The 24,860-nt window shown below is 68.2% G+C and carries 13 protein-coding genes; 10 read left to right on the forward strand and 3 right to left on the reverse strand.

Features of this window, described 5'->3' with window-relative positions; translation table 11 throughout:
* A complete protein-coding gene (locus tag ACQY9P_RS13635) occupies nucleotides 1–438 on the forward strand; it encodes a GtrA family protein (RefSeq protein WP_421738742.1) in 438 nt (145 codons plus the stop codon).
* A complete protein-coding gene (locus ACQY9P_RS13640; RefSeq protein ID WP_421738741.1) occupies nucleotides 435–2,375 on the forward strand; it encodes a hypothetical protein in 1,941 nt (646 codons plus the stop codon). Before ACQY9P_RS13635 ends, ACQY9P_RS13640 begins: the two co-directional genes overlap by 4 nt.
* Here the strand turns inward: ACQY9P_RS13640 and ACQY9P_RS13645 are convergent.
* A complete protein-coding gene (locus ACQY9P_RS13645) occupies nucleotides 2,333–2,503 on the reverse strand; it encodes a hypothetical protein (RefSeq protein WP_421738740.1) in 171 nt (56 codons plus the stop codon). The genes ACQY9P_RS13640 and ACQY9P_RS13645 overlap by 43 nt on opposite strands.
* Nucleotides 2,504–2,745: 242 nt before the next feature.
* Here ACQY9P_RS13645 and ACQY9P_RS13650 point away from each other — a divergent pair, with 242 nt between their 5' ends.
* The 8 genes from ACQY9P_RS13650 to ACQY9P_RS13685 all read left to right on the forward strand — a co-directional run bounded on the left by ACQY9P_RS13650 (nucleotide 2,746) and on the right by ACQY9P_RS13685 (nucleotide 22,693).
* Nucleotides 2,746–4,095 (forward strand): sugar MFS transporter, encoded by a 1,350-nt coding sequence (locus tag ACQY9P_RS13650; protein ID WP_421738739.1) that lies wholly within the window; start codon nucleotides 2,746–2,748, stop codon nucleotides 4,093–4,095.
* Between the two features lie 175 nt (nucleotides 4,096–4,270).
* Nucleotides 4,271–5,614: a dicarboxylate/amino acid:cation symporter gene (locus tag ACQY9P_RS13655; RefSeq protein WP_421738738.1), complete on the forward strand. Its 1,344-nt coding sequence runs from the start codon at nucleotides 4,271–4,273 to the stop codon at nucleotides 5,612–5,614.
* Between the two features lie 264 nt (nucleotides 5,615–5,878).
* Nucleotides 5,879–8,176 (forward strand): glycoside hydrolase family 3 N-terminal domain-containing protein, encoded by a 2,298-nt coding sequence (locus ACQY9P_RS13660; protein WP_421738737.1) that lies wholly within the window; start codon nucleotides 5,879–5,881, stop codon nucleotides 8,174–8,176.
* 143 nt (nucleotides 8,177–8,319) lie between these two features.
* Nucleotides 8,320–11,565 carry an autotransporter domain-containing protein gene (locus tag ACQY9P_RS13665; protein WP_421738736.1) on the forward strand — a complete coding sequence of 1,082 codons (3,246 nt, stop codon included), beginning with the start codon at nucleotides 8,320–8,322 and terminating at the stop codon, nucleotides 11,563–11,565.
* Nucleotides 11,566–11,706: 141 nt separating this feature from the next.
* Entirely contained in the window at nucleotides 11,707–12,435 is a 729-nt protein-coding gene (locus tag ACQY9P_RS13670) for a response regulator transcription factor (protein ID WP_428150251.1), read from the forward strand.
* 416 nt (nucleotides 12,436–12,851) lie between these two features.
* Nucleotides 12,852–18,206, forward strand: a complete 5,355-nt coding sequence (locus ACQY9P_RS13675) for a beta strand repeat-containing protein (protein ID WP_421738734.1) — start codon at nucleotides 12,852–12,854, stop codon at nucleotides 18,204–18,206.
* A 150-nt stretch (nucleotides 18,207–18,356) separates the two neighbouring features.
* Complete coding sequence (locus tag ACQY9P_RS13680; RefSeq protein WP_421738733.1) at nucleotides 18,357–20,399, forward strand: N-acetylglucosamine transferase; 2,043 nt, start codon at nucleotides 18,357–18,359, stop codon at nucleotides 20,397–20,399.
* Nucleotides 20,396–22,693 carry an FkbM family methyltransferase gene (locus ACQY9P_RS13685; RefSeq protein ID WP_421738732.1) on the forward strand — a complete coding sequence of 766 codons (2,298 nt, stop codon included), beginning with the start codon at nucleotides 20,396–20,398 and terminating at the stop codon, nucleotides 22,691–22,693. Before ACQY9P_RS13680 ends, ACQY9P_RS13685 begins: the two co-directional genes overlap by 4 nt.
* A 120-nt stretch (nucleotides 22,694–22,813) precedes the next feature.
* On the opposite strand, the gene ACQY9P_RS13690 is transcribed toward ACQY9P_RS13685, so the two are convergent.
* Both ACQY9P_RS13690 and aguA read right to left on the reverse strand, forming a co-directional pair.
* Nucleotides 22,814–23,716, reverse strand: coding sequence for a carbamate kinase (locus tag ACQY9P_RS13690; RefSeq protein ID WP_421738731.1), 903 nt, complete (start codon nucleotides 23,714–23,716; stop codon nucleotides 22,814–22,816).
* Nucleotides 23,716–24,840, reverse strand: coding sequence for an agmatine deiminase (gene aguA / locus ACQY9P_RS13695; RefSeq protein ID WP_421738730.1), 1,125 nt, complete (start codon nucleotides 24,838–24,840; stop codon nucleotides 23,716–23,718). Before aguA ends, ACQY9P_RS13690 begins: the two co-directional genes overlap by 1 nt.
* Between the last annotated feature and the right edge of the window lie 20 nt (nucleotides 24,841–24,860).

Here is a 24,860-nt window from a genome sequence, read left to right on the forward strand (position 1 = left end):
ATGAGCCTGGTCCTCGATCTCTGGCGCCGCCTGCCGGTGGGGCTGCGGGAGCTGGGCCTGTACGGCCTGGCCAGCGCCGCCGCCCTGGCGGTGGACTGGGGTCTGCTGGTGGTGCTGACCGACCTGGGCGTCGACTATCGCATCGCCACCGCCGTCGGCTTCTCCGCCGGCATCGCGGTGACCTATCTGCTGAGCATTTCGGTGGTGTTCCGTCATCGGCCGGTCGCCGATCGCCGGCGCGAGTTCGTCGGCTTTCTCGGCGTCGGGCTGGCCGGTCTGGTCCTGACCCAGGTTCTGATGATCCTGTGGGTCGAGCGCCTGGGCCTGGAGCCGGGCCTGGCCAAGATCCCGACGGCGGGGATTGTCTTCATCTTCAATTTCACGGTCCGCCGGGCGCTGCTGTTCCGCGCGCCCGAGGCCGACAACGCCGCGCCTTGATCGCCCGGCTGCGCGCGGGGCTGGAGCGGCTGGGGCAGGGGCCCTGGCTGGCGCTCGTCGCCACGGCGGCGCTGTTCGCCCTCAGCCGCGCCTATCAGGGCGTTCGCCACGACGCCCGCCTCTATGTCGGCGACGCCTTGGCCAAGCTTGATCCCGCCGGAGTCGGCCGCGACCTGATGTTCGTGCATGACGGCCAGTTCGGGTTCAGCCTCTATACCCCGCTGCTGGGGCGACTGGTCGGCGCTCTGGGGCTGGCCAACGCCTCGCTGATCACCGTCGCCGCCACCTTGCTCCTGTGGTTCGCGGGGCTGGTCCTGCTGACCCGCGCCCTGACCGCCGGTCGCTCGCCCGCGGTGCGCTGGGCGGTGCTGGTCTTCGTGATCGCCCTGCCGCCGTTCTATGGCCCGCTCAACGTCATCAGCTTCGGCGAGCCCTTCGCCGTGCCCCGGGGGCTGGCCGAGGCCGCAGGCCTGGCCGGCATGGCGGCCTATCTGTCGGGCCGGCGGATCACCGCCCTGGCCCTGTTCGCGGTGGGGATGCTGTTCCATCCGATCATGGGCCTGTGCGGTCTGGCCGCCGTCTATCTGGCCCTGTGCCTGGAGGATCGCCGCTGGCTGATCCCAGGCCTGGCCGGCGGCGTCGCGGTGCTGGCGGCGGCCGCCCTGGGCCTGCCGGTCGCGGGACGCCTGCTGACGGTGATGGACCCGACCTGGCGTCATCTGGTCGAGGCGCGCAGCCCGATCCTGTTTCCCGCGCTGTGGCCCCTGCAGACCTGGACCCGGCTGGCCGTCCACGCCGCCACCCTGGCGATCGGCGCCAGCCTGCTGCAAGGCCGCGCCCGCACCCTGGCCCTGGGCGCGCTGGCGGCCGGACTGATCGGCGTCGTCGCCGTGGCGGTGCTGGGCGACAAGCTCTCGCTGCTGCTGATCCTGCAGGTCCAGCCCTGGCGGATGCTGGAGCCGGTGGCCCTGCTGGCCGCCGCGTGCATGGCCCTGTGCGTGATCGACCTGCCGCGACGCGGACCGGCCGGACTGCTGGCCCTGGCGGCCCTGGTCATCGGATGGCTGTTCATGAACCGGGGCGTGACGGGGATCACCGCCGCCGGCGCCGCTCTGGCCCTGGCCTGGCTGGACGTCCGCGTCGCCTGGAGCGCGCCCGGGCGGGTTCGGATGGCGGCGCTGGTCGTTCTGGGCCTGACGGTGCTTGTCTACGCGATCCTGCAGGGCGCCGCCCTGGCCGCCGCCCTGGCCGCCATGCCGCCGGCCTGGCCGTTCAGCCTGGGCCTGGTCTGGAACAGCGGTCTGCCCGGCCTGCTGGCCGCGCTCGTCGTGGGCGTCTGGGTCGCCCGAGGCTGGGCGAGGCCCAGGCCCCCCGTACTGCTGGGACTGGCCGTGGTGCTGGTCGGCCTGGCGGTCGGCCTATGGGACGATCGACCCGCCTATGTGCGTTTCCGCGACCAGGGCGGCGATCCGGCGCTGCGGTCGATCATCGCCTCGCGTCCGGGGGAGGTGCTGTGGCTGGCGGGCGACATGGAGCCCTGGGTCCTGGCCGGCCGTCCCAGCTGGGCCAGCAAGATGCAGGGTGCGGGCGTCGTCTTTTCCCGCGATCTGGCCGTCTCGCTGCAGGCCCGCGTCGAGCGGCTGGCCAAGGCCGGTCTGGTGGGAGGCGACTGGGCCGAGCCTCTGACCGTCGATGATTCGCGGCCGCCTTTCCCTACGGCGCAACGCCTGGGCCGCTTCTGCGCGTCCGACGACGCGCCGGCCTGGATCGTCGCGCCGATCACCGATCCGGCGCCGCTGGATCCGGCGCTCCACGCGAAGACCTGGGCGCCGCCGACCCCCTATGTCCTGGAACTGGTGGGCCATGACGGCGGGGGCTGGCTGACCGCGTCGCGCTACGCCGTGATACCCTGCGGCGGCGCGGGCCGGGGTTCCTGAGCCTCGAGATCGTGCGGCGAGCGCAGGGATCTCGCCCCGGCGCAGACGGCGTGCACGAACAGGTCGATCAAACCGATCACGGCCGCGACCGCGAAAATTCCCGATACAAGGATGATCACAGGCGTCATTTCAGCTCTCCCCAGCTGAAGGAATGAACCCTGCGAGAGACAGTTCGGTTCCGGTCTGGTAGCGCTATCAGAGGGCGCAACTTCGAGCTTCCTATTGACAACGTTGTCACGGATCGAAGGAATGCGCACGCTCGGTGAAGACAGAGCCCGCGAAGACGGACAGGGAGTGGAAGAATGACAGGCAAGGGTTTCGGCGCGCCTCGGGGCGGGGCGTCTGTGAACGGTGAAGCGAGGGCCGCGCGATGAGCGACGCCGCCACGCCCGCCAAGAAGACCGGCGGCTTTGGACTGGCCGTGGTCTATGTGACCTGCCTGTTCTTCATCTGGGCCCTGGTCACCAACCTGCTGGATCCGTTGCTGAAGACCATGAAGACGGTCTTCACCCTGACCCCGGTCGAAGCCAACCTGACGGGCTTCGCCTTCTTCATCGCCTATGGCGTGATGTCGCTGCCCTCGGCGGCGTTCCTGTCCAAGATCGGCTACGCCAGATCGGTGATGGTGGGCCTGGGCGGTATCGTCGCCGGCTGTTTCATCGCCATCCTGGCGGCCAAGCTGCACACCTTCGGCATCTTCCTGGTCGGCCTGTTCGTGATGGCCTCGGGCGTCACCCTGCTGCAGGTGGCCGCCAACCCGCTGATCGCCTCGATGGGCAAGCCGGAGGATTCGTCCTTCCGCCTGAACCTGTCGCAGGCCTTCAACTCGCTGGGCGCGGCCTGCGGCCTGTGGTTCGGCGCCAATTTCCTGCTCAAGGGCGACATCTTCAAGCATGACGTCGTGATCACCGACGCCCTGCGCGAACAGGCCCTGGGCTTTGTGTCCAACGTCTATCTGGCGATCGGCCTGGGCCTGGCCCTGTTCATCGTCGCGATCTATCTGGTCCGCCACAAGATCACCGAAGCCGCTCCCAAGACCGGCCACTTTGTCAGCCCGTTCTCGGCCCTGACGTCGAAGTGGGCCAATCTGGGCGCGATCGGCATCTTCCTCTATGTCGGCGCCGAAGTGGCGATCTCGCTGAACCTGCTGCTGTTCATCGAGCAGAGCCACGTGCTGAACATCCCGGCCGAACAGGCTGGCAAGCTGACGACCTTCTACATGGTCTTCGCCATGATCGGCCGCTTCGCCGGCTCGGCCCTGCTGAAGGCGGTGAAGGACTATCTGCTGCTGACGGTCGTGGCCCTGGGCGCCATCGCCCTGTGCCTGGTGGTGATCCTGACCAAGGACATGAACCCGAGCGCCCACACCGGCGTCGTCAACCTGCTGATCGCCCAGGCTCCGCTGACCAGTGGCCTGATCCCGGCCTTCGCGGCGCTGCTGATCGGCCTGTTCAACTCGATCATGTTCCCGACCATCTTCACCCTGACCCTGCAACGGTCCTCGGCGCCCACCTCGGCGACCTCGGGCCTGCTGTGCATGGCCATCGTGGGCGGCGCGTTCCTGCCGCTGATCTTCGGCGCGATCGAACAGGCGACGGGCTCGAAGGCCCTGGCCTTCGCCGCGCCGCTGCTTTGCTACGTCTATGTCCTGTGGTTCTCGTTCGCCGCCAAGTCGGCGCCCGTGCACGAAATCACCGAAGACGTGGTCTCGGCCCACTAGACCAAGGCCCGCCGGCGCGCTCAGGGCGCGTCGGCGGGGGACTTGGGGGTTCGGCGAGAGGCCGTGTCCGGGCTGGGGGCATCAGCTTTCCTAAACCCCACATCGGAAAAACCATGCTGGCAAATCCCACCTAGCCGCACGACATTAGCGTCCAGAACAGATTTCAGGATCGATCATGGCCGCCGCGACTTCCAAGAACCGCTTCATCAGCGGGTTCGGCTTCCAGGTGCTCATCGCCATGGTGATCGGCCTTGGGCTGGGGCTGCTGGCCCGCGAGCTGGGGCCGGAAAAAGGGCAGGGCGGTTTCGTGCTGGCCGAGACCCTGCGCCAGATCGGCTCGATCTTCGTCCAGCTGCTGCGCACCCTGGTGCCGCCGCTGGTCTTCACCGCCATCGTGGCCAGCATCGCCAATCTGGCTGAACTGCAGAACGCCGCGCGGCTGGTCTGGCGCACGCTGTTCTGGTTCGCCCTCACCGCCCTGATCGCCGTCCTGATCGGCATCACCCTGGGGCTGGTCCTTCAACCCGGCCTGCACACCACCGTCGCCGCCGCCGAGGCCCACGCGCCCAAGACCAATGGCTCGTGGCTCGACTTCCTGACGGGCCTGGTGCCATCCAACATCCTGGGCCTGAACGCCTCGACCTCGATCAATGACGCCGGCGCGGCCAAGACCTCGCTGTCGTTCAACGTGCTGCAGATCCTGGTGATCTCGCTGGTCACGGGCGTCGCGGCCCTGAAGGCCGGTGAGGCGGGCAAGGGCTTCCTGGCCTTCAACGCCTCGGCCCTGGTGGTGGTGCGCAAGGTGCTGTCGTGGGTGATCCGCCTGACGCCGATCGGCACCATCGGTCTGCTGGGCAACGCCGTGGCGCAATATGGCTGGACCACCCTGGGCCAGCTGGGCGCCTTCACCGGCGCGATCTATGTCGGTCTCGCCCTGGTGCTGTTCGTGGTCTATCCCACCCTGCTGGCGCTGAACGGCCTGAACCCGGTGAAGTTCTTCGCCGGCGCCTGGCCCGCGATCCAGCTGGGCTTCGTCTCGCGCTCCTCGGTCGGCACCCTGCCGGTGACCGAGGCGGTGACCGAGCACAGCCTGGGCGTGCCGCGCGCCTATTCGGCTTTCGCCGTGCCGCTGGGCGCGACCACCAAGATGGACGGCTGCGCGGCCATCTATCCGGCCATCTCGGCGATCTTCGTGGCCCAGTTCTTCGGCCTGCACCTTGGCCTGACCGACTATTTCCTGATCGTCTTCGTCTCGGTGATCGGCTCCGCCGCAACCGCCGGACTGACCGGCGCGACGGTGATGCTGACCCTGACCCTGTCGACGCTTGGCCTGCCGCTGGAAGGCGTGGGCCTGCTGCTGGCTATCGACCCGATCCTCGACATGGGCCGCACGGCGGTGAACGTCGCCGGCCAGGCCTTGGTGCCGACCATCGTCGCCAAGCGCGAGGGCATTCTCGACCTGGACGCCTATAACGCCGGACGTACGCCGGCCGATGCGCTGGCGACGGCGGCGGAATAGCTGCCGTTCCAGAATAGATCTCCGTTCTCCCCGGCGAAGGCCGGGGGCCAGATTCAGCCAGAGCGTCTGGGGATGACGCGCCTTTGACCTAGTCAGGATAGCCAGGCTCTCTGGGTTCGATCTGGGTCCCGGCCTTCGCCGGGAAAACGGAGAGGGATTGCGGGGACGCGAGTTCCCGCCCCGACAAACCCCACAAGCGAGCCCGGTTGCGTGTGTCGCCTTTAGCGGCGAGGTTGCGCGCCTCCAGGCGCGTAAAGGGAATCGATGGTGTCGAAGGCGAGTGAAGACGGCCGGTCAGGGCCGAGCCGTCGGTCCATGCTCGCCAGTGTGGCGGCTTTCGCGGGTTTCGCGGTCACGTCGCCCGCCGGCGCCGTCAACCGGGCCTCCGACCGGATCGAAGGCCTGCTCGCCGCCATGACTCTCGAGGAAAAGGCCGGGCAGCTCAGCTGTTTCGCCGACATGATCCGTCCGCCGATCGCGGACATGAACCCGCTGGTCAATATCCGCAACGCCCAGACCCTGATCGCCGAGATCAAGGCCGGACGTATCGGCGTGCTGATGAATGGCGTGGGCACGGCCGGCGCGTTGGAGGCCCAGAAGGCGGCGGTCGAGGGCTCGCGCCTGAAGATCCCCCTGATCTTCGCCGCCGACGTCGTCCACGGCTTCCGCACTGTGTTTCCGATCCCGCTGGGCGAGAGCGCCAGTTTCGATCCGCATCTGGCCGAGCGCACCGCGCGTGGCGCGGCCTCGGAGGCCAGCGCCTCGGGCCTGCACTGGACCTTCGCGCCCATGGTCGATGTGGCCCGCGACCAGCGCTGGGGTCGGGTGGCCGAAGGGGCCGGCGAGGACGTCTATCTGGGCGAGGTGCTGGCCGCCGCCCGGGTGCGCGGCTTCCAGGGCAAGGACCTGAAGGACGAGGACAGCATGCTGGCCACGCCCAAGCACTTCGCCGCCTATGGCGCGGTGACGGCGGGGCTGGAATACAACTCGGTCGAGATCTCCGACGCCACCCTGCGCGAGGTGCACCTGCCGCCGTTCCAGGCCGCCTTCGCCGCCGGGGCCCTGACCACCATGTCGGCCTTCAACGACATCAACGGCGTGCCCGCCACCGCCAACCGGCGCCTGCTGAACGACATCCTGCGCGGGGAGTGGGGCTTCAAGGGGGTGGTGATCTCCGACTACACCGCCGACCAGGAACTGGTGGCCCATGGCTACGCCCAGGACGATCGCGACGCCGCGCGTCTGGCGATCCTGGCCGGCGTCGACATCAGCATGCAGAGCGGCCTCTATATCCGCTACCTGCCCGAACTGGTGGGCTCGGGCGCCGTGCCGATGGCGGTGGTCGACGCCTCGGTGCGCCGGGTGCTGGCGTTGAAGGAAGCGCTGGGTCTGTTCGACAATCCCTATCGCTCGATCAACGACAAGGTCGAGGCGATGCGGACGGCGACGCCCGCCCTGCGCGCGCTGAGTCGCGAGGCCGGCGGCCGCTCGATCGTGCTGCTGCGCAACGAGGGCGCGATCCTGCCGTTGCCGCGCGCCGGCAAGCGGCTGGCCCTGATCGGCCCGTTCGCCGACGACCGCGACAATGTGCTGGGCGCCTGGGGCGGCTTCTTCGCCGACCGAAGCCTGAACGTCGATCTGGCCAGCGGCCTCCGCGCCGCCATGGCCGATCCGGCCAGCCTGATCGTCGAGCGCGGCTGCGAGGTCGAGACCACCATCGCCGGCGGCTTCGAGCGCGCCGTGGCGGCGGCCCAGGCCGCCGATATCGTGCTGCTGGCCGTGGGCGAGAGCCAGGACATGACGGGCGAGGCCAAGTCGCGCACCGACATCGGCATTCCGCCCGTGCAGCAACGCCTGGCCGAAGCCATCGCCGCCACCGGCAAGCCCGTCGTGGTGCTGCTGCGGCACGGACGCGCCATCGCCCTGGAAGGCGTCGTGCGCGACGCTCGCGCGATCCTGGCCACCTGGTTCCTGGGCAGCGAGATGGGCAACGCCGTCGCCGACGTGGTGTTCGGCGCGGTCAATCCGTCGGCCCGCCTGCCGGTCAGCTTCCCGCAGGAGAGCGGCCAGGAGCCGTTCTTCTACAACGGCCGCAGCACCGGCCGGCCCGCGCCGACCGATCCCAACGCCCAGGAGTACAAGTCCCGCTGGCGCTCGATCCGCAACGAGGCGCTGTACCCGTTCGGGTTTGGGCTCGGCTATACCAGCTTCGCGCTCAGCGACCTGAAGCTGAGCGCGGCCCAGCTGGGCTGGGGCGACACGCTGCATGTGACGGTCCGGGTGACCAATACCGGCTTGGTCCACGGCGAACACGTGGTCCAGCTGTATGTCCGCGACCGCGTGGCCAGCCGCACCCGTCCGGTGCGCGAGCTCAAGGGTTTCCAGCGCGTGTCGCTGGCCCCCGGCGCCAGCCGCGAGGTCAGGTTCGAGCTTCGCCGCGAGAACCTGATGTTCGTCGGCGAAGGCGACCGCTGGACGGTGGAGCCGGGCATGTTCGATGTCTGGGCGGCCAACTCGTCGGTCGATGGCCTGCAGGGCGCTTTCGAGCTGCTGAAAGGGTAGGGCCGCTCGAAGCGCTTCCAGACTTTCGAGGATTGGCGTTCTGAAACGCCAGATATCGGGCGGCGACCAACGGGCAACAAGCCAGACACGCCCCCGCCACCCAGCCCCTTTAGGCCTTCGACGGTTCTCGTGAAGGTCTCTTTATGCTGCGCAAGCTCCTCGTCGCCACGGCCGCCGCCGCCCCCATGCTCGCCTGCGCGGGCGCCGCCGTGGCGGAGGTGGAGGTCACCAGCAGCACGCGCACCACGGCCATCACCACGGCGTCGCCCAACGGCGGGACGGCCGATAATGTGAAGATCACCGCCGACGGGGTGATCACGCTCAGCGTCACGGGTCCGATCGTCACGCTCAACAGCGACAACACGATCACCAACAATGGCGGCTTGGCCAGCGTGGACCAGTCCGACTCGGTCGGCGTCCTGGTGCTGGGCGGCTACAAGGGCACGGTTCTCAACAGCGGCTCGATCAGCCTGACCGAGGACTACACCTATGCCGACGACGACGAGGACGGCGACAACGACGGACCGTGGGCCAAGGGCACGGGCCGTTACGGCATCCGGGTGACAGGCCCTGAAACCTTCACCGGCGACATCACCAGCGACTCGTCGGGCTCGATCTATATCGAGGGCGTCAATTCGGCCGGCGTCAGCCTGGAAACCGCTCTGGTCGGCAACCTGACCACGGCGGGCAGCGTCACGGTGGTGGGCGACAACAGCTATGGCGTCCACGTGGCCGGCGGCGTGACGGGCAAGGTCACGGTCGAGGGCTCGGTGGCGGTCACCGGCGGCGGTTCCACCGGCGTGGCGATCGACGCGCCCATCGACGGCGCCTTCGTCATCCAAGGCTCGGTCTCGGCCCTCGGCTATCGCTACACCAGCCGGATCACCGACCCCGACGACCGGGCCCTGCTGGACGCCGACGACACGCTGGAGAGCGGCTCGGCCGTGCGGGTGACCGCCAATGTCAGCGGCGGCGTCCTGCTGGACACCGCGCCCACCGACACCAATGACGACACCAGCGACGACGAGGACGGCGACGGCGTCACCGACAGCAGCGAGGGCACGGCCTCGGTCACCGTCTATGGCGGGGCCCCGGCCCTGAAGATCGGTTCGGAAAGCAACACCGTCACGCTGGGCGCGGTCGGGACGGGCGACAACGCCTATGGCCTGATCATCAAGGGCTCGGTCGGGGCCTATGGCTCGCTGGACAACATCCCCGCCACGGCCGTGCAGCTCGGCGGCGACGCCGGCTACGCCACCTTGGTCACCGGCGGCGTCCGCAATGACAGCGCCCTGTCGGCCAGCGCCTACGAGGCCCAGGCGACCGCCCTGCGCCTGAAGGCCGGCGCCATCGCCGACACGCTGTGGAACACCGGCTCGCTCGTCGCCTACACCACGTCGGAGGGCGACTATTCGGCCCGCGCCCTGGCGATCGAGGCGGGCGCGTCGATGACCAGCCTGCTCAACGCCGGGACCATGACCGCCACGGTGGCCGGCGAAAAGGGGTCGGCCTACGCCATCCTCGACAACAGCGGCGGCCTGACCAGAATCGTCAACAACGGCTCGATCGCCGCCTATGTCTCGGCCACCGACGACGACTACGACCTGGATGACGACAATACCGACGCCGCCGACGAGACCGTGACCGGCAAGGCCATCGCCATCGACGTCAGCAAGAACACCACCGGCGTGACCATCACCCAGGCCGGCGTCGATGATGGCGACGACGGCGATGACGATGTGGCCGACACCGACACGGACGGCGACGGGGTCGATGACGGCGACGAGCCCTCCATCGTCGGCAAGGTGCTGTTCGGTTCGGGCAATGACAGCTTCAAGATTCTCAATGGCGCCATGGTCGGCGACATCGACTTCGGGGTCGGGGTCGACAGCCTGGTCATAGACGGCGGAGCCACGGTGCTGACCAAGCTGTCCGACAGCGACGGCCTGCTCAGCGTCTCCGTCGGCTCGGGCACGCTGGGTCTGACCAACACCGGCGACATCAAGGCCACCAGCCTGACCCTCGGCTCCAGCGCCAAGCTGATCTTCAGCGTCGATCCGGACGCGGGCACGGCCACGCGGTTCGTCGTCGACACGGCCACGATCGCGTCGGGGGCCAATCTGGGCCTGGTGCTCAACAATCTGCTGACCGACGCCGCCACCTATGAGGTGATCAAGGCCGGTTCGCTGACGGCGGGAACGATCAGCCAGGACCTGCTGGGCGACGCGCCCTATCTCTATGTCGCCAGCGCCTATAAGGGCGGCGACAGCGTGTATGTGGACGTCCGCCGGCGCACGGCGGTCGAGGCCGGCATGACCGCCAGCCAGGGCTCGGCCTATGATGCGGTGTTCGCGGCGCTGGGCCAGAACAGCGACATCGCCGGAACGTTTCTGAGCCAGAACACCCGCGACGGCTTCTACAACCTCTACAACCAGATGCTGCCCAGCCAGGGCGAGGGGCTGTTTTCGGCCCTGCAGTCGGTGAACCAGCAGATCTCGGCCGCCACGGCCATCCGTCCGGATCTGGGCGAGCGCTACGGTCCTGACAGCGTCTGGGTGCAACAGATCAACACCCTGGTGCACCGCGAGGACGGCGAGACCCTGGGGTCCGACACCCAGGCCCTGGGTTTCGTCGCCGGCTACGAGGCGATGGGCGAGGCGGGCGGAGCGCTGGGCGTCACCCTGGCCGTGGTCGCCATCGAGGAACACGACACCTACGCCAAGGTTGGTGAGCAGACATCGTCATCGTTCGTTCAGGGCGGAGTCTACTGGCGGCGGTCGATCGGCGGCTGGCGGATCAATCTGGGCGGCGGCGGCGGCTATGGCTGGCTGGCCGGCGACCGCAGCTTCATCAGCGAGGACGCCGACAGCGACGGGACGGCCGACGTGATCGTCAAGAATACCGCCCACTGGGCCGGCGCGACCGCCAACGCCTTCGCGGGCCTGGCCTATGAGCAGCGCCTGGGCCGTTTCTACGCCCGTCCCGAGGCGCGGGTGGACTACACCTATTTCAGCGAGGGCAAGCGGAGCGAGAGCGGGGGAGGCGACGGCTTCGACCTGATCGTCAACGCCCGTCGGTTCAGCAATCTCAGCGGCGACGCAGGCGTCGTCTTCGGCGCCCAGTTCGGTCAGGACGTCTGGTGGCGGCCCGAGGTGCGGGTCGGCTATCGCCAGACCCTGGCCGGCGATGTGGGCGACACCGTCGCTCACTTCCGGGGCGGAACGCCCTTCACGATGTCGGCGCTCAATGACAAGCAGGGCGCGGTCACCCTGGGCTTCGCCATCCGGGCCGGCTCCTCGATGTCGTACCTGGCGCTGGAGGGCGGGGCCGAGGCCGCGCGCAAGCAGACCCGATACAACATGCGTCTTTCCGGAAGGGCCATGTTCTAGGGACAGGGAAGCCAGGCCGCGCGCCACATTCCAGCCATTGTTTCAAGCGCGTTTCATTACAAACCCGGCGGAAATGAAATCCCGGCGCCAAGCGTGACTGTTATCCAGGATATCTCCTCGGTATCAAAAGCGTTTCACCCCGTGCGACAAAGAATTCTTCTGCTCGATCCTGATCAAGAGGCGCGCTCATCGCTGGGTGATCTGCTGTCACGGCATGAATACGAAGTGGTCGTGGCCTCGTCTGGTCGGCAAATGGATCGGATACTCAGCGAGATCGAGGTCGACATTGTCGTGCTCGACATCATGCTGCCCGACGAGGGCGGCCTGTCCGTCTGCGGACGGCTGCGTAACCGCACCCCGTCCCCGGGTGTGGTGGTGGTCAGCGCCTTCGCCGAGGAGAGCGACATCGTGGTGGGCCTGGAGATCGGCGCCGACGACTATGTGGCCAAGCCCTACCGGCCGCGCGAACTGCTGGCCCGCATCCGCTCGGTGCTGCGGAGACGCCGAGACTGCGGCCGTGCGGGGCGGGACGACGACCGCTCGACCGTCTACCGCTTCAACGGCTGGCGGCTCAGCGTCGCGACGCATCAGCTGTTCGACCCCTATGGCGGCGCCGTCGATCTTTCGTCGGCCGAGTTCACATTGCTGTGGACGCTGGTCTCCCGCCCCCAGCAGATCCTGACCCGCGCCCAGCTGATGCAGGGTCCCCGGGGGGGCGAGGCTCGCGCCGGCGCGCAACAGATCAACGTCACCATGAGCCGCCTGAGGTCGAAGCTGAGCCATGTCGAGGGCGGGCCCCAACTGATCCGTACAGTGCGCTATGAGGGCTATCTCTTCGCCGCCGCCGTCGAGCGCGTGTCGGCGGACTGAGCAGGATCGGCTTTGACTGAATTTGGCCCATATCTTCGCTCCGGGCCGAATCACTCCATCTGACAAAACTACGCCGAGCGGCGACGGCAGGCGGATTTTGAAGTCCTGGCGGGTTCTCGTCACAGGCGAAAACTTGCGCGGGGTTCGGATCATCGCGACGAAGGTCAAGATTTTAAGTTATTCTATTACAGTCGCTTAGCGATGTGCGCGCGGGCGCGGGTCCGGGCTGTCAAGTAGTGTCTCAACCGTCGAGCCGCTGCGTCGGGATGTCCCGTTGAAACCTCTTGGAAAGAAAATAAGGTTATCGGGAACTGAACCGTAAAAGGTTGAGTCGCGTCCGCGTATCTGGGGCGTTCCCAATATCAACTGCGTTGAGTGACGCGCGATCCGCGCGAGCCCTTGGCTAGGACATTTGAATGTCGATCTCGAGCCTCTCCGCCGCTCAAATCTCGGCCCTTCCGGCCAGCGCGATCCAGGCGCTGAGCACCACCGAGATCCAGTCGCTCAGCTCGACCCAGATCGGGGCGATCAGCACCAGCGGCATCGAGGTCCTCAGCTCGACCCAGGTCGGCGCGCTCACGGCCACCCAGGTCAAGGCGCTCGCGACCACCCAGATCCCGAAATTCGCGCCCAACGTCGTCTTCGATGTCAGCCAGCTTACAACCCTCAGTGGGCAGCAGGTCGCGGCCCTGACCTCGACCCAGATAGCGGCGCTCGACACCTCCCACATCCAGGTTCTCAGCGCGACGCAGGTCAGCGTGCTGTCGGCCACCAGTTTCTCGTCTCTGAACTCCACTCAGGTCGGTACGCTGTCCACAACCCAGATCAAGGGCGTCAGCGCCACCCAGATCAAGGGTCTGACCAGCACGGACGTCGGCGAGTTGACGGCGGCGCAGGTTGGCGCGCTGTCGGCCGCCCAGCTGGGCATCTTTACCGCGGGGCAGGTGTCGGACCTGAACTCGACCCAGGTCGGCGGCCTGACCACCGGCCAGATCAGCAGCCTTAGCGCCACCCAGCTGAAGGGTCTGTCGACGACGGACATCGGCGAGCTGTCGGCCACCCAGGTCGGCGCGCTGAGCTCGGTCCAGCTGGCCAACCTGTCGGCGACCAACATCTCGGCGCTCAACTCGACCCAGACGGCGGCTCTGACAGTGACGCAGGTCAAGGGCCTGACGACGACCCAGCTGCAAGGTCTGTCGACGACGGACATGGGCGAGCTGACCTCGACCCAGGTCGGCGCTCTGACCACGGCTCAGCTGACCGCGCTGTCGGCGACCAACATCTCGGCGCTGAACCAGACCCAGATCTCGGCCCTGGCCGGCACCCAGGTGGCGGCGCTGAGCTCGACCCAGCTGAAGGGTCTGTCGACCACCGACATCGGCGAACTGTCCTCGACCCAGGTCGGCGCTCTGGCGGTCGCCCAGATCGGCGCTCTGTCGGTGACGAACGTGCAATCGCTGTCGACCACCCAGGTCGGCGCGCTGAGCGCCTCGCAGATCGGAGCGCTGTCGACGACGAACTTCGCGGCGCTGAACAGCACCCAGGTCGGCGCGCTGAGCAGCACGCAGATCAAGGGCGTGACGACGGCTCAACTGCAGGGTCTGAGCACCACGGACGTGGGTGAGCTGACCTCGACCCAGGTCGGCGCTCTGACCACGGCCCAGCTGACCGCGCTGTCGGCGACCAACATCTCGGCGCTCAACTCGACCCAGACGGCGGCTCTGGCCGGCACGCAGGTCGCGGCCCTGACGGCCACCCAGCTGAAGGGTCTGTCGACGACGGACATCGGCGAGCTGTCGGCCACCCAGGTCGGCGCGCTGACCACGGCGCAGCTGACCAACCTGTCGGCGACCAACATCTCGGCGCTGTCGAGCACCCAGACGGCGGCTCTGACGGTGACCCAGGTCAAGGGCCTGACGGCGACCCAGCTGCAAGGCCTGTCGACGACGGACATGGGCGAGCTGACCTCGACCCAGGTCGGCGCCCTGACCACGGCCCAGCTGACCGCGCTGTCGGCGACCAACATCTCGGCGTTGAACCAGACCCAGATCTCGGCCCTGGCCGGCACCCAGGTGGCGGCGCTGAGCTCGACCCAGCTGAAGGGCCTGTCGACCACCGACATCGGCGAACTGTCCTCGACCCAGGTCGGCGCTCTGGCGGTCGCCCAGATCGGCGCTCTGTCGGTGACGAACGTGCAATCGCTGTCGACCACCCAGGTGGGTGCGCTGAGCGCCTCGCAGATCGGGGCGCTGTCGACGACGAACTTCTCGGCGCTGAACAGCACCCAGGTCGGCGCGCTGAGCAGCACGCAGATCAAGGGTGTGACGACGGCTCAACTGCAGGGTCTGAGCACCACGGACGTGGGTGAGCTGACCTCGACCCAGGTCGGCGCTCTGACCACGGCGCAGCTGACCGCGCTGTCGGCGACCAACATCTCGGCGCTCAACTCGACCCAGACGGCGGCTCTGGCCGGCACGCAGGTCGCGGCCCTGACAGCCACCCAGCTGAAGGGTCTGTCGACGACGGACATCGGCGAGCTGTCGACCACCCAGATCGGCGCGCTGACCACGGCGCAGCTGACCAACCTGTCGGCGACCAACATCTCGGCGCTGTCGAGCACCCAGACGGCGGCTCTGACGGTGACCCAGGTCAAGGGTCTGACGGCGACCCAGCTGCAAGGCCTGTCGACGACGGACATGGGCGAGCTGACCTCGACCCAGGTCGGCGCTCTGACCACGGCCCAACTGACGAACCTGTCGGCGACCAACATCTCGGCGCTGAACCAGACCCAGATCTCGGCCCTGGCCGGCACCCAGGTGGCGGCGCTGAGCTCGACCCAGCTGAAGGGTCTGTCGACCACCGACATCGGTGAACTGTCCTCGACCCAGGTCGGCGCTCTGGCGGTCGCCCAGATCGGCGCTCTGTCGGTGACGAACGTGCAGTCGCTGTCGACCACCCAGGTGGGTGCGCTGAGCGCCTCGCAGATCGGGGCGCTGTCGACGACGAACTTCTCGGCGCTGAACAGCACCCAGGTCGGCGCGCTGAGCAGCACGCAGATCAAGGGCGTGACGACGGCTCAACTGCAGGGTCTGAGCACCACGGACGTGGGTGAGCTGACCTCGACCCAGGTCGGCGCTCTGACCACGGCGCAGCTGACCGCGCTGTCGGCGACCAACATCTCGGCGCTCAACTCGACCCAGACGGCGGCTCTGGCCAGCACCCAGGTCGCGGCCCTGACGGCGACCCAGCTGAAGGGTCTGTCGACGACGGACATCGGCGAGCTGTCGACCACCCAGATCGGCGCGCTGACCACGGCGCAGCTGACCAACCTGTCGGCGACCAACATCTCGGCGCTGTCGAGCACCCAGACGGCGGCTCTGACGGTGACCCAGGTCAAGGGCCTGACGGCGACCCAGCTGCAAGGTCTGTCGACGACGGACATGGGCGAGCTGACCTCGACCCAGGTCGGCGCTCTGACCACGGCCCAGCTGACGAACCTGTCGGCGACCAACATCTCGGCGCTGAACCAGACCCAGATCTCGGCCCTGGCCGGCACCCAGGTGGCGGCGCTGAGCTCGACCCAGCTGAAGGGCCTGTCGACCACCGACATCGGTGAACTGTCCTCGACCCAGGTCGGCGCTCTGGCGGTCGCCCAGATCGGCGCTCTGTCGGTGACGAACGTGCAATCGCTGTCGACCACCCAGGTCGGCGCGCTGAGCGCGTCGCAGATCGGGGCGCTGTCGACGACGAACTTCGCGGCGCTGAACAGCACCCAGGTCGGCGCGCTGAACAGCACGCAGATCAAGGGCGTGACGACGGCTCAACTGCAGGGTCTGAGCACCACGGACGTGGGTGAACTGACCTCGACCCAGGTCGGCGCTCTGACCACGGCCCAGCTGACCGCGCTGTCGGCGACCAACATCTCGGCGCTCAACTCGACCCAGACGGCGGCTCTGGCCAGCACGCAGGTCGCGGCCCTGACGGCCACCCAGCTGAAGGGTCTGTCGACCACGGATATCGGCGAACTGTCGGCCACCCAGGTCGGCGCTCTGACCACGGCGCAGCTGACCAACCTGTCGGCGACCAATATCTCGGCGCTGTCGAGCACCCAGACGGCGGCTCTGACGGTGACGCAGGTCAAGGGCCTGACGGCGACCCAGCTGCAAGGCCTGTCGACGACGGACATGGGCGAGCTGACCTCGACCCAGGTCGGCGCTCTGACCACGGCTCAGCTGACCGCGCTGTCGGCGACCAACATCTCGGCGCTGAACCAGACCCAGGTCTCGGCCCTGGCCGGCACCCAGGTGGCGGCGCTGAGCTCGACCCAGCTGAAGGGTCTGTCGACGACGGACATCGGCGAGCTGTCGGCCACCCAGGTCGGCGCTCTGGCGGTCGCCCAGATCGGCGCATTGTCGGTGACGAACGTGCAGTCGCTGTCGACCACCCAGGTCGGCGCGCTGAGCGCGTCGCAGATCGGGGCGCTGTCGACGACGAACTTCGCGGCGCTGAACAGCACCCAGGTCGGCGCGCTGAACAGCACGCAGATCAAGGGCGTGACGACGGCTCAACTCCAGGGTCTGAGCACCACGGACGTGGGTGAACTGACCTCGACCCAGGTCGGCGCTCTGACCACGGCCCAGCTGACCGCGCTGTCGGCGACCAACATCTCGGCGCTCAACTCGACCCAGACGGCGGCTCTGGCCGGCACGCAGGTCGCGGCCCTGACGGCGACCCAGCTGAAGGGTCTGTCGACGACGGACATCGGCGAGCTGTCGGCCACCCAGGTCGGCGCTCTGACCACGGCGCAGCTGACCAACCTGTCGGCGACCAACATCTCGGCGCTTTCGAGCACCCAGACGGCGGCTCTGACGGTGACCCAGGTCAAGGGCCTGACGGCGACCCAGCTGCAAGGCCTGTCGACGACGGACATGGGCGAGCTGACCTCGACCCAGGTCGGCGCTCTGACCACGGCCCAGCTGACCGCGCTGTCGGCGACCAACATCTCGGCGCTGAACCAGACCCAGGTCTCGGCCCTGGCCGGCACCCAGGTGGCGGCGCTGAGCTCGACCCAGCTGAAGGGCCTGTCGACCACCGACATCGGCGAACTGTCCTCGACCCAGGTCGGCGCTCTGAGCACCTCGCAGATCGGGGCCTTCGCCACCACGGCCCTACAGGCCCTGACCACGACGCAGGTTGGCGGATTAAGCGCTTCGCAGATTGGGGCGCTGTCGACGACCGGCTTTTCGGCTCTGACCAGCACCCAGGTCGGCGCGCTGAACAGCACGCAGATCAAGGGCGTGACGACGGCTCAACTGCAGAGCCTGAGCACCACGGACGTGGGTGAACTGACCTCGACCCAGGTCGGCGCGCTGAGCACGGCGCAACTGACGGTGCTGTCGGCGACCAATATCTCGGCGTTGACCTCGACCCAGACGGCGGGGCTCAACACGACCCAGGTCAAGGGCCTGACGGCCACCCAGATCAAGGGCCTGTCGACCACCGATCTCGGCGAGTTGTTGAGCACGCAGGTCGCTGCACTGACGTCCAGTCAGGTGCAGGCTCTGACAACAACCGTCATCGGCGGCCTCAGCACGACCCAGGTCGGCTTGCTGCAGGGCACCCAACTGGCCTCGCTCACAACGACCCAGCTGGACAGCCTGTCGACGACCAATATCGCGGCCATGACCACCACCCAGGCCAACGCTCTGACCCCAACGCAGGTGCAGAGCCTGTCGGGTCCTCAAGTGGTGGCCTATCTCGGCGCCTCCTAGTAACAGTCTGGCCGGTGCCCTGGGGTAATCCCCGCGGCGCCGGCTTCAAGGCCTTCGGTCGCCGGCGATTTCTAAGCCTCGTGCAACGTGCGAACATCGCGCTGAGCGAGTCGGACCCGGTCCGGCTCGACCCACGCGCTTGAGAAGACCATGGCCGACAACGACGCGCTCGCCGTACTCCAGAAGATCACCTCCGAGGGGCTTTCGCTCGGCGACCTGATCAACGCCGCGGGCGGCTATATGGGCGCCGGCGATCTGGGGCTGGCCGAGCAGATCTACAAGATCTGGATCCAGTTCAATCCCGCGCATCCGCAGCTGTGCATCGCCCATTTCAATCTGGCGAGCCTGCAGTCGCAAATCGGTGACAACGCCTCGGCCATCGCCAATCTGGAGCGGGCGATCGCGCTGGATGCTGATTTCCAGCCGGCTTACGTCAATCTAGGCGGACTTCAGGAGCGGGCCGGCGGGCTGGAGCAGGCGATCGCCACCTGGAGCGAAGGCGCCAATCGGCCGATGCCGATCACCGGGGGGCGCGCCAGCTACGCCTTCACGGCGATGAAGCAGATCGCCCGCGCCCTGCTGGAAGCCCACCAGCAAAGCCGGGCCGAAGCCGCCCTCTGGCGCTGCGCCGACATCGACCCCACCCAGATGGACGCTATCGGCCAGCTGGTCGCCGTGCGCCTGAGCCAGTGCAAGTGGCCGCCCCTGCAGCCGTGGGACCGCGTGGACCGCCGCACCCTTCTGCTGGGCGCCAACCCGCTGTCGATGGCGGCCTATTCCGACGATCCGCTGCTGCAGCTGGGCGCCGCCAGCCGCTTCACCGAGCGCGAGGGCAGCTGTAAGGCCGAGGCCATCGTCGCCGAGCGCCGGGACGCCGACATCGACCTCAACGGCCGTCGCCTGCGGGTGGGCTATGTCTCGTCCGACCTGCGCGATCACGCGGTCGGCTACCTTATGGCCGAACTGTTCGAGCTGCACGACAAGGCGCGGGTCGAGGTCTTCGCCTATTACTGCGGACCGGCCGCCAATGACGCGCTGAACGCCCGCACCCAGGCCGCCGTCGAGCACTATGCCGACATTCGCGGCCTCAGCGATGACGACGCCGCGCGCCTGATCGCCAATGACCGGATCGACATCCTGATCGACGTCAACGGTCACACGCGCGACTCCCGCACGCCGGTCTTCGCGCGCCGACCGGCCCCGATCCTGGTCAACTGGCTGGGCTATCCCGGCACGATGGGCAGCCCTTATCACCACTACATCATCGGCGATCCGTGGATCATCCCGCCGCAGAACGAGCGCTTCTATTCCGAGGCCGTGCGGCGCATCCCCTGCTACCAGCCCAACGACCGGCGGCGCGTGGTTTCGGACGTTGTTCCCACCCGCGCCGACGCGGGCCTGCCGGACGACGCCTTCGTGTTCTGCTGCTTCAACGGCGCGCAGAAGATCACGCCTTTCACCTTCGACCGCTGGATGCAGATCCTGGAGCGCACGCCGGGCAGCGTGCTGTGGCTGCTGGACACCCATGCCGAGACCAACGCCCGCCTGCGCGAGCACGCCCAGGCCCGGGGGATCGACCCCGACCGCCTGGTGTTCGCGCCCAAGCAGCCCAATCCGTTCCATCTGGCGCGCTATCCGCTGGCCGACCTCTTCCTCGACACCGCGCCCTATGGCGCCCACACCACGGCGTCGGACGCCCTGTGGATGAGCGTGCCGGTGTTGACCCTGTCGGGCCGCAGCTTCGCTTCACGGGTGTGCGGCAGCCTGGTCAGCGCCGCGGGCGCGCCGGAACTGGTCTGCGAAACCGCCGAGGACTATGTCGAACGCGCCGTGGCCCTGGGCGCGGATCGCGCCGCCGCCGCCGCCCTTCGCGACAAGCTGCGGGCCGCGCGCGACACCTGCGTGCTGTTCGACATGGACCTGCTGGTGCGCAGCGTCGAGGACCTACTGCACGAGATGGTCGCCGAGTATCAGGCCGGCCAGCGGCCCACGCCCGACCTGACCAATCTGGAGGCCTATCTCGAGGTCGGCATCGGTCTGGACGTCGATGAGCGCGAGATGCTGACCCAGAGCGATTTCGAGAGCCTCTACAAGGCCGCCCTGACCCGCCGACATCTGACCCGCCCGTTGCGGCCCGATGATCGCCTCTGGACCGATCAGGACGTCGCGGCGGCGCAAGGGCGGGGCGCATGATCCGCGACAGCCTCGAGGCCTTGCGGCGCGAGGGTTATGCGCCCCGGTCCATGCTGGACGTCGGCGCCCATGTCGGCCATTTCACCCGCCAGTTTCTGGGCGTCTTTCCAGACAGCGCCCCGACCCTGGTCGAGCCCAACCCGCATTGCCAGCAAGACCTGGCGCGCCTGCCGTTCGAGCGGCATCCGTTGGCGGCCTCGAACACCGGCGGCAAGGGCGAGTTCTTCCTCAGCCGCGACTGGCTGCAATCGACGGGCGCCTCGCTGTATCGCGAGAACACCGAATATTTCGACGACGCCACCGTGCTGCGTCACGAGGTCGACAAGGCCAGGATCGACGACCTGTTCGCGGGCCGCCGGTTCGATTTCGTCAAGATCGACACCCAGGGCTCGGAAGTCGACGTGCTGGTGGGCGGTCAGGCGGTGCTGTCGCAGGCCGACTTCATTCTGATCAAGGTCTCGCTGATCGACTACAATACCGGCGGCGCCCTGGCCGAGGACGTCTTCGCGCAGATGGCCAGGATGGGCTTCCGGTGCTCCGACGTGGTCGAGTTCAACCGCATGCCGCAACTGCGCGACAACGCCCTGCTGCAGATCGCCGTTCTGTTCGAGCGCGCCGATCGCCTGCGCCGGCCCGAGACGCCGACGCCGGGCGCGCGCGTGGAAGAAACCTTCGCCCTGGCCGAGCGATTGCGCGGCGAGGGCAGGGCCGATGACGCCGCCCTGCTGTTCGAGCACCTGGCCAGCGAGGCCGCCAATCCCTTCGCGGCGCTGGTGGGCCTGTCCCGTTCGCATCTGGCCGCCGGGCGGGTGCTGGAGGCGCTGCGCGCCCTGGCCAGGGCCAAGACCTTCAGTTCCGACCTGGTCGCGATGTGGCCGCTGATCCGGGAGCAGACCGCGCTGGGCTCCGAGGCGTTCAACGCGCATCTGGCCCAGAACGAGATCGCCCTGGCCGAGCCCTATGCCTCGGTCATGTCCGAGCTGATGCCCGGCGGGGTCCAGATGATCGGGGCGGCGATGGGCTGCAACCTGACCCTGGACCGCACGGACGAGGCGCGGCGGTTCGCGCGGATGCTGGTCGCCGTGGATCCGGGCCATGTGGCGGCCCTGACGGTGCTGGCCGACGAGGCCCGGGCCGCGGGCGAGATCGAGGCCGAGATCCGCTATCGCACCGACCTGGCGATGTCGCCCGACGCCTCTATCCACCCGCTGGTGCGCCTGCGCGACTTCCATGAGGCCATGAGCCTGCTGCTGTGTCGACCGTTGTCGGACGCCGATCTTGACGTGTTGGCCAGCCTGGCCGCGCGCGTGGCTGAACTGGCCGCCGCCGACCTGCCCGTGGACAGCGAATGGGTCGCCTGGGTTCAGCACTATCGGGCCTTGCTGGGCGCGCTGGACATCGAGGCCATTCGGGGCCCCACGCCGACGCCCGAGCCTGATCCCGCGCCGCGTTACCTGACCGCGACAGGGCAGGCGCTGGACGACGCCGGCCTGCAGGCCCTGGCCGATCGCCTCGGCGTCCAGACCGTGTTCTTCGCCGCCGCCGACGAGAAATATGTCGACCAGTACGGCCGCTGGTACGCGCTGTCGGTGCTGCGCCACAGCGATGTATCCTGCCTGGTGGTGATCCACGTGATCGGCGGCGGTGAACGTCTGGCCCAGGCTGTGCGGACGGTGGGCGTCCATGACGAGCGGCTGATCTTCGTGGGCGACGACTTCGACGTCTCGACGGTAACGACCCGTTGCTATGACGCGCCGCCCAAGGGGCTGATCGCCCTGCCGGTGGCCCACTTCCAATCCGTGCGCTTCCAGCGCCTGGGGGGGCTTCTGAGCGCCCTGCGGCGGCCGGTCTTTGTGTCGGACATCGACCTGCTGCTGCAGCGCGGGGTCAGCGACCTGCTGGAGCAGTGGTCGGGGGCCGATGTGGTGTTCAACGAGAATGTCGCCAACACCGCCGCCGGCTCGCGCCTGACCGCCAACCTGCTGCTGGTCAATCCGACCGACAACGCCGCCCTGCTGCTGCGCTGGTTGCGCGTCTATCTCGACGATCGCCTGGGCCGCGAGACCGTGACGCGCTGGATTGACCAGGTGGCCCTGCTGCTGGGTCGCCACCACCTGCTGCGGCACGCGCCCGACGCGGTGCTGGGCTGTTTCGACACCACCAGCGACATCAACAACGTGATGTTCGGCAGCTATCAGGAGCACCCGTTCCGCTTCCTGTCGCTCTATCACGGCTTCGACACGTCCAGCCTTGAAAACGACCCCCGGGTGCTGGGCGCGGAGCCTAACCCCTAGAGCCTTTTCCGACCTGATGGCTTCATGAGGTCGGTCGAAAAGGGCTCTAAATCAAAAGTTTAGAGCATTTTTCGATCCGATAACCGTTTCACACTTATCGGAAAATGCTCTAGCGAGCGTTCAGGGCGTGACCCGCGTTCCGCTGGCGCCCGCCAGGACGCTGGCAACCTCGTCGAGCGCGCCGATCAGCGCGTCGCGACCCGTGGCCAGGGCGAACTGCCGGGCGGCCCGGACCTTTGGGCCCATCGAGCCCTCGGCGTAGTCGTGTTCCGAGCCGTCACTGGCGCGGATCTCCGCCAGCCGCGCGGCCCCGGGACCGCCCCAGTCGCGGTAGACGCCATCCACGTCCGTGAGGATGACAAGCCGGTCGGCGTCCAGATGGATGGCCAGCAAGGCCGCGACCAGATCCTTGTCGATGACGGCCTCGACCCCTCGCAGGTACCCGTTCGCGTCAAGCGTCACGGGAATGCCGCCGCCGCCGCCGCAGATCACCAGCGTTCCAGCGCTCATCAGGCTCTCGATGGTGTCCTGCTCGATCACCTGCTTCGGGACCGGCGAGGGGACCACCCGCCGCTGTCCCGCGCCGTCGGCGGCGAACGACCAGCCGTGCGCGTCGGCGAGGGCGAGGGTCTGGTCGGGGGGGTAGACGGGCCCGATCGGCTTGGTCGGGCGCTGGAAGGCCGGATCATCCGCATCGACCTGCGTCTGGGTCAGCAGGGCGGCCACCGCGCGCTCGGGGCGAGCGTTGCGCAGTTCCTGGGCCAGCACATAGCCGATCATGCCCTGCGACTCCGCGCCCAGCATGTCGAGCGGATAGGCCGGCGCGGCGTCATAGGCCTCCGCCTGCAGGGCGAGAAGACCGATCTGCGGGCCATTGCCGTGGACGAGGACGGTCTGGATCCCGTCGCAGGCCGCCGCGAGGCCGGCCGCGGCACGCGTGACATTGCGGCGCTGGTTCTCGGCCGAGGCGATCTCGCCGCGCCGCAGCAGGGCGTTGCCGCCAAGGGCGATGACCTGACGCATCAGCCCGGCCGCGCGGTCGCCGCCGGTCCACGCCCCAGCGGCTCCTGCTGGGTGATGCAGTGGATGTTGCCGCCGCCCAGCAGGATCTCCCGGGCCGGTACGGCGAGGATGCGGCGGGTCGGGAACAGCTGGGCCAGCAGCTCCAGGGCCGGGCCGTCCTGCGGATCGTCGAAGCTGGGGGCCACCACCACCGTGTTGGCGATGTAGAAGTTGACGTAGGAGGCGGCCATCCGATCTCCGGGCTCGCGCGGCAGGGTGCCCGCCACGTGGTCAACGCCGGCGGCCTCCTCGGGAGTGATCACCACGGGCTTCGGCTGCACCAGCTTGTGGACGCGCAGAGGGCGGCCCCGGGCGTCGCGATAGCGGGAGAGGCGCTCCAGAGCGGCGGTCGAGCGGGGGTATTGCGGGTCGGTCGGGTCGTCGGTCCAGGTCAGGATCACCTCGCCGGGAGCGACGAAGCGGCACATGTTGTCGACATGGCCGTCGGTCTCGTCGAGATAGACGCCGTGCTCCAGCCACAGCACCGCCTCGACGCCGAGATAGTCGCGCAGCAGCTGTTCGATCTCGATCCGGGTCTTGTCAGGATTGCGGTTGGGATTGAGCAGGCACTCCTCGGTGACCAGCACGGCGCCTTCGCCATCGACATCGATCGAGCCGCCTTCCAGAATGAAGTCGGGCGCGTAGCGATCGTCGCGCTCCAGCTCGATGACCTTCTCGCCGACCAGGTCGTCCTGGTCCCAAGGGAAGTAGAGGCCGCCCGCCAGGCCGCCCCAGGCGTTGAACTTCCAGTCGACGCCGCGCACCGCGCCCTGGTCGTTGACCAGGAAGGTGGGGCCGCAGTCGCGGATCCAGCTGTCATTGCTGGTCATTTCCACCACGCGCACGGTCGGGTCCAGCATGGCGCGGGCGACCAGATACTGGGCCGGCGAAACACAGACCGTCACCGGCTCGCCCTGGGCGATGGCGGCGGCGACGGCGGCGAAGGCGTGTTGAGCCGGCTTGGCCCCGCCGCGCCAGTTGTCCGACCGTTCGGGCCACAGCATCCAGCAGCCGATGTGCGGCTCCCATTCGGCGGGCATGCGAAAGCCGTCGGCGCGCGGGGTGGTGTCGAGGATCTTGGACATGATGGACCTTTAAGTCGGCG

Source organism: Caulobacter sp. (assembly GCF_965279145.1).
In the GTDB taxonomy this organism is placed as follows: Bacteria; Pseudomonadota; Alphaproteobacteria; order Caulobacterales; family Caulobacteraceae; genus Caulobacter.

Excerpts from the sequence above, each read along its gene's own strand:
- ACQY9P_RS13635 (WP_421738742.1), top strand. The coding sequence starts at position 1 with ATGAGCCTGGTCCTCGATCTCTGGCGCCGCCTGCCGGTGGGGCTGCGG.
- ACQY9P_RS13645 (WP_421738740.1), bottom strand. The coding sequence starts at position 2,503 with ATGACGCCTGTGATCATCCTTGTATCGGGAATTTTCGCGGTCGCGGCC.
- ACQY9P_RS13650 (WP_421738739.1), top strand. The coding sequence starts at position 2,746 with ATGAGCGACGCCGCCACGCCCGCCAAGAAGACCGGCGGCTTTGGACTG.
- ACQY9P_RS13655 (WP_421738738.1), top strand. The coding sequence starts at position 4,271 with ATGGCCGCCGCGACTTCCAAGAACCGCTTCATCAGCGGGTTCGGCTTC.
- ACQY9P_RS13660 (WP_421738737.1), top strand. The coding sequence starts at position 5,879 with ATGGTGTCGAAGGCGAGTGAAGACGGCCGGTCAGGGCCGAGCCGTCGG.
- ACQY9P_RS13665 (WP_421738736.1), top strand. The coding sequence starts at position 8,320 with ATGCTGCGCAAGCTCCTCGTCGCCACGGCCGCCGCCGCCCCCATGCTC.
- ACQY9P_RS13675 (WP_421738734.1), top strand. The coding sequence starts at position 12,852 with ATGTCGATCTCGAGCCTCTCCGCCGCTCAAATCTCGGCCCTTCCGGCC.
- ACQY9P_RS13680 (WP_421738733.1), top strand. The coding sequence starts at position 18,357 with ATGGCCGACAACGACGCGCTCGCCGTACTCCAGAAGATCACCTCCGAG.
- ACQY9P_RS13685 (WP_421738732.1), top strand. The coding sequence starts at position 20,396 with ATGATCCGCGACAGCCTCGAGGCCTTGCGGCGCGAGGGTTATGCGCCC.
- ACQY9P_RS13690 (WP_421738731.1), bottom strand. The coding sequence starts at position 23,716 with ATGCGTCAGGTCATCGCCCTTGGCGGCAACGCCCTGCTGCGGCGCGGC.
- aguA (WP_421738730.1), bottom strand. The coding sequence starts at position 24,840 with ATGTCCAAGATCCTCGACACCACCCCGCGCGCCGACGGCTTTCGCATG.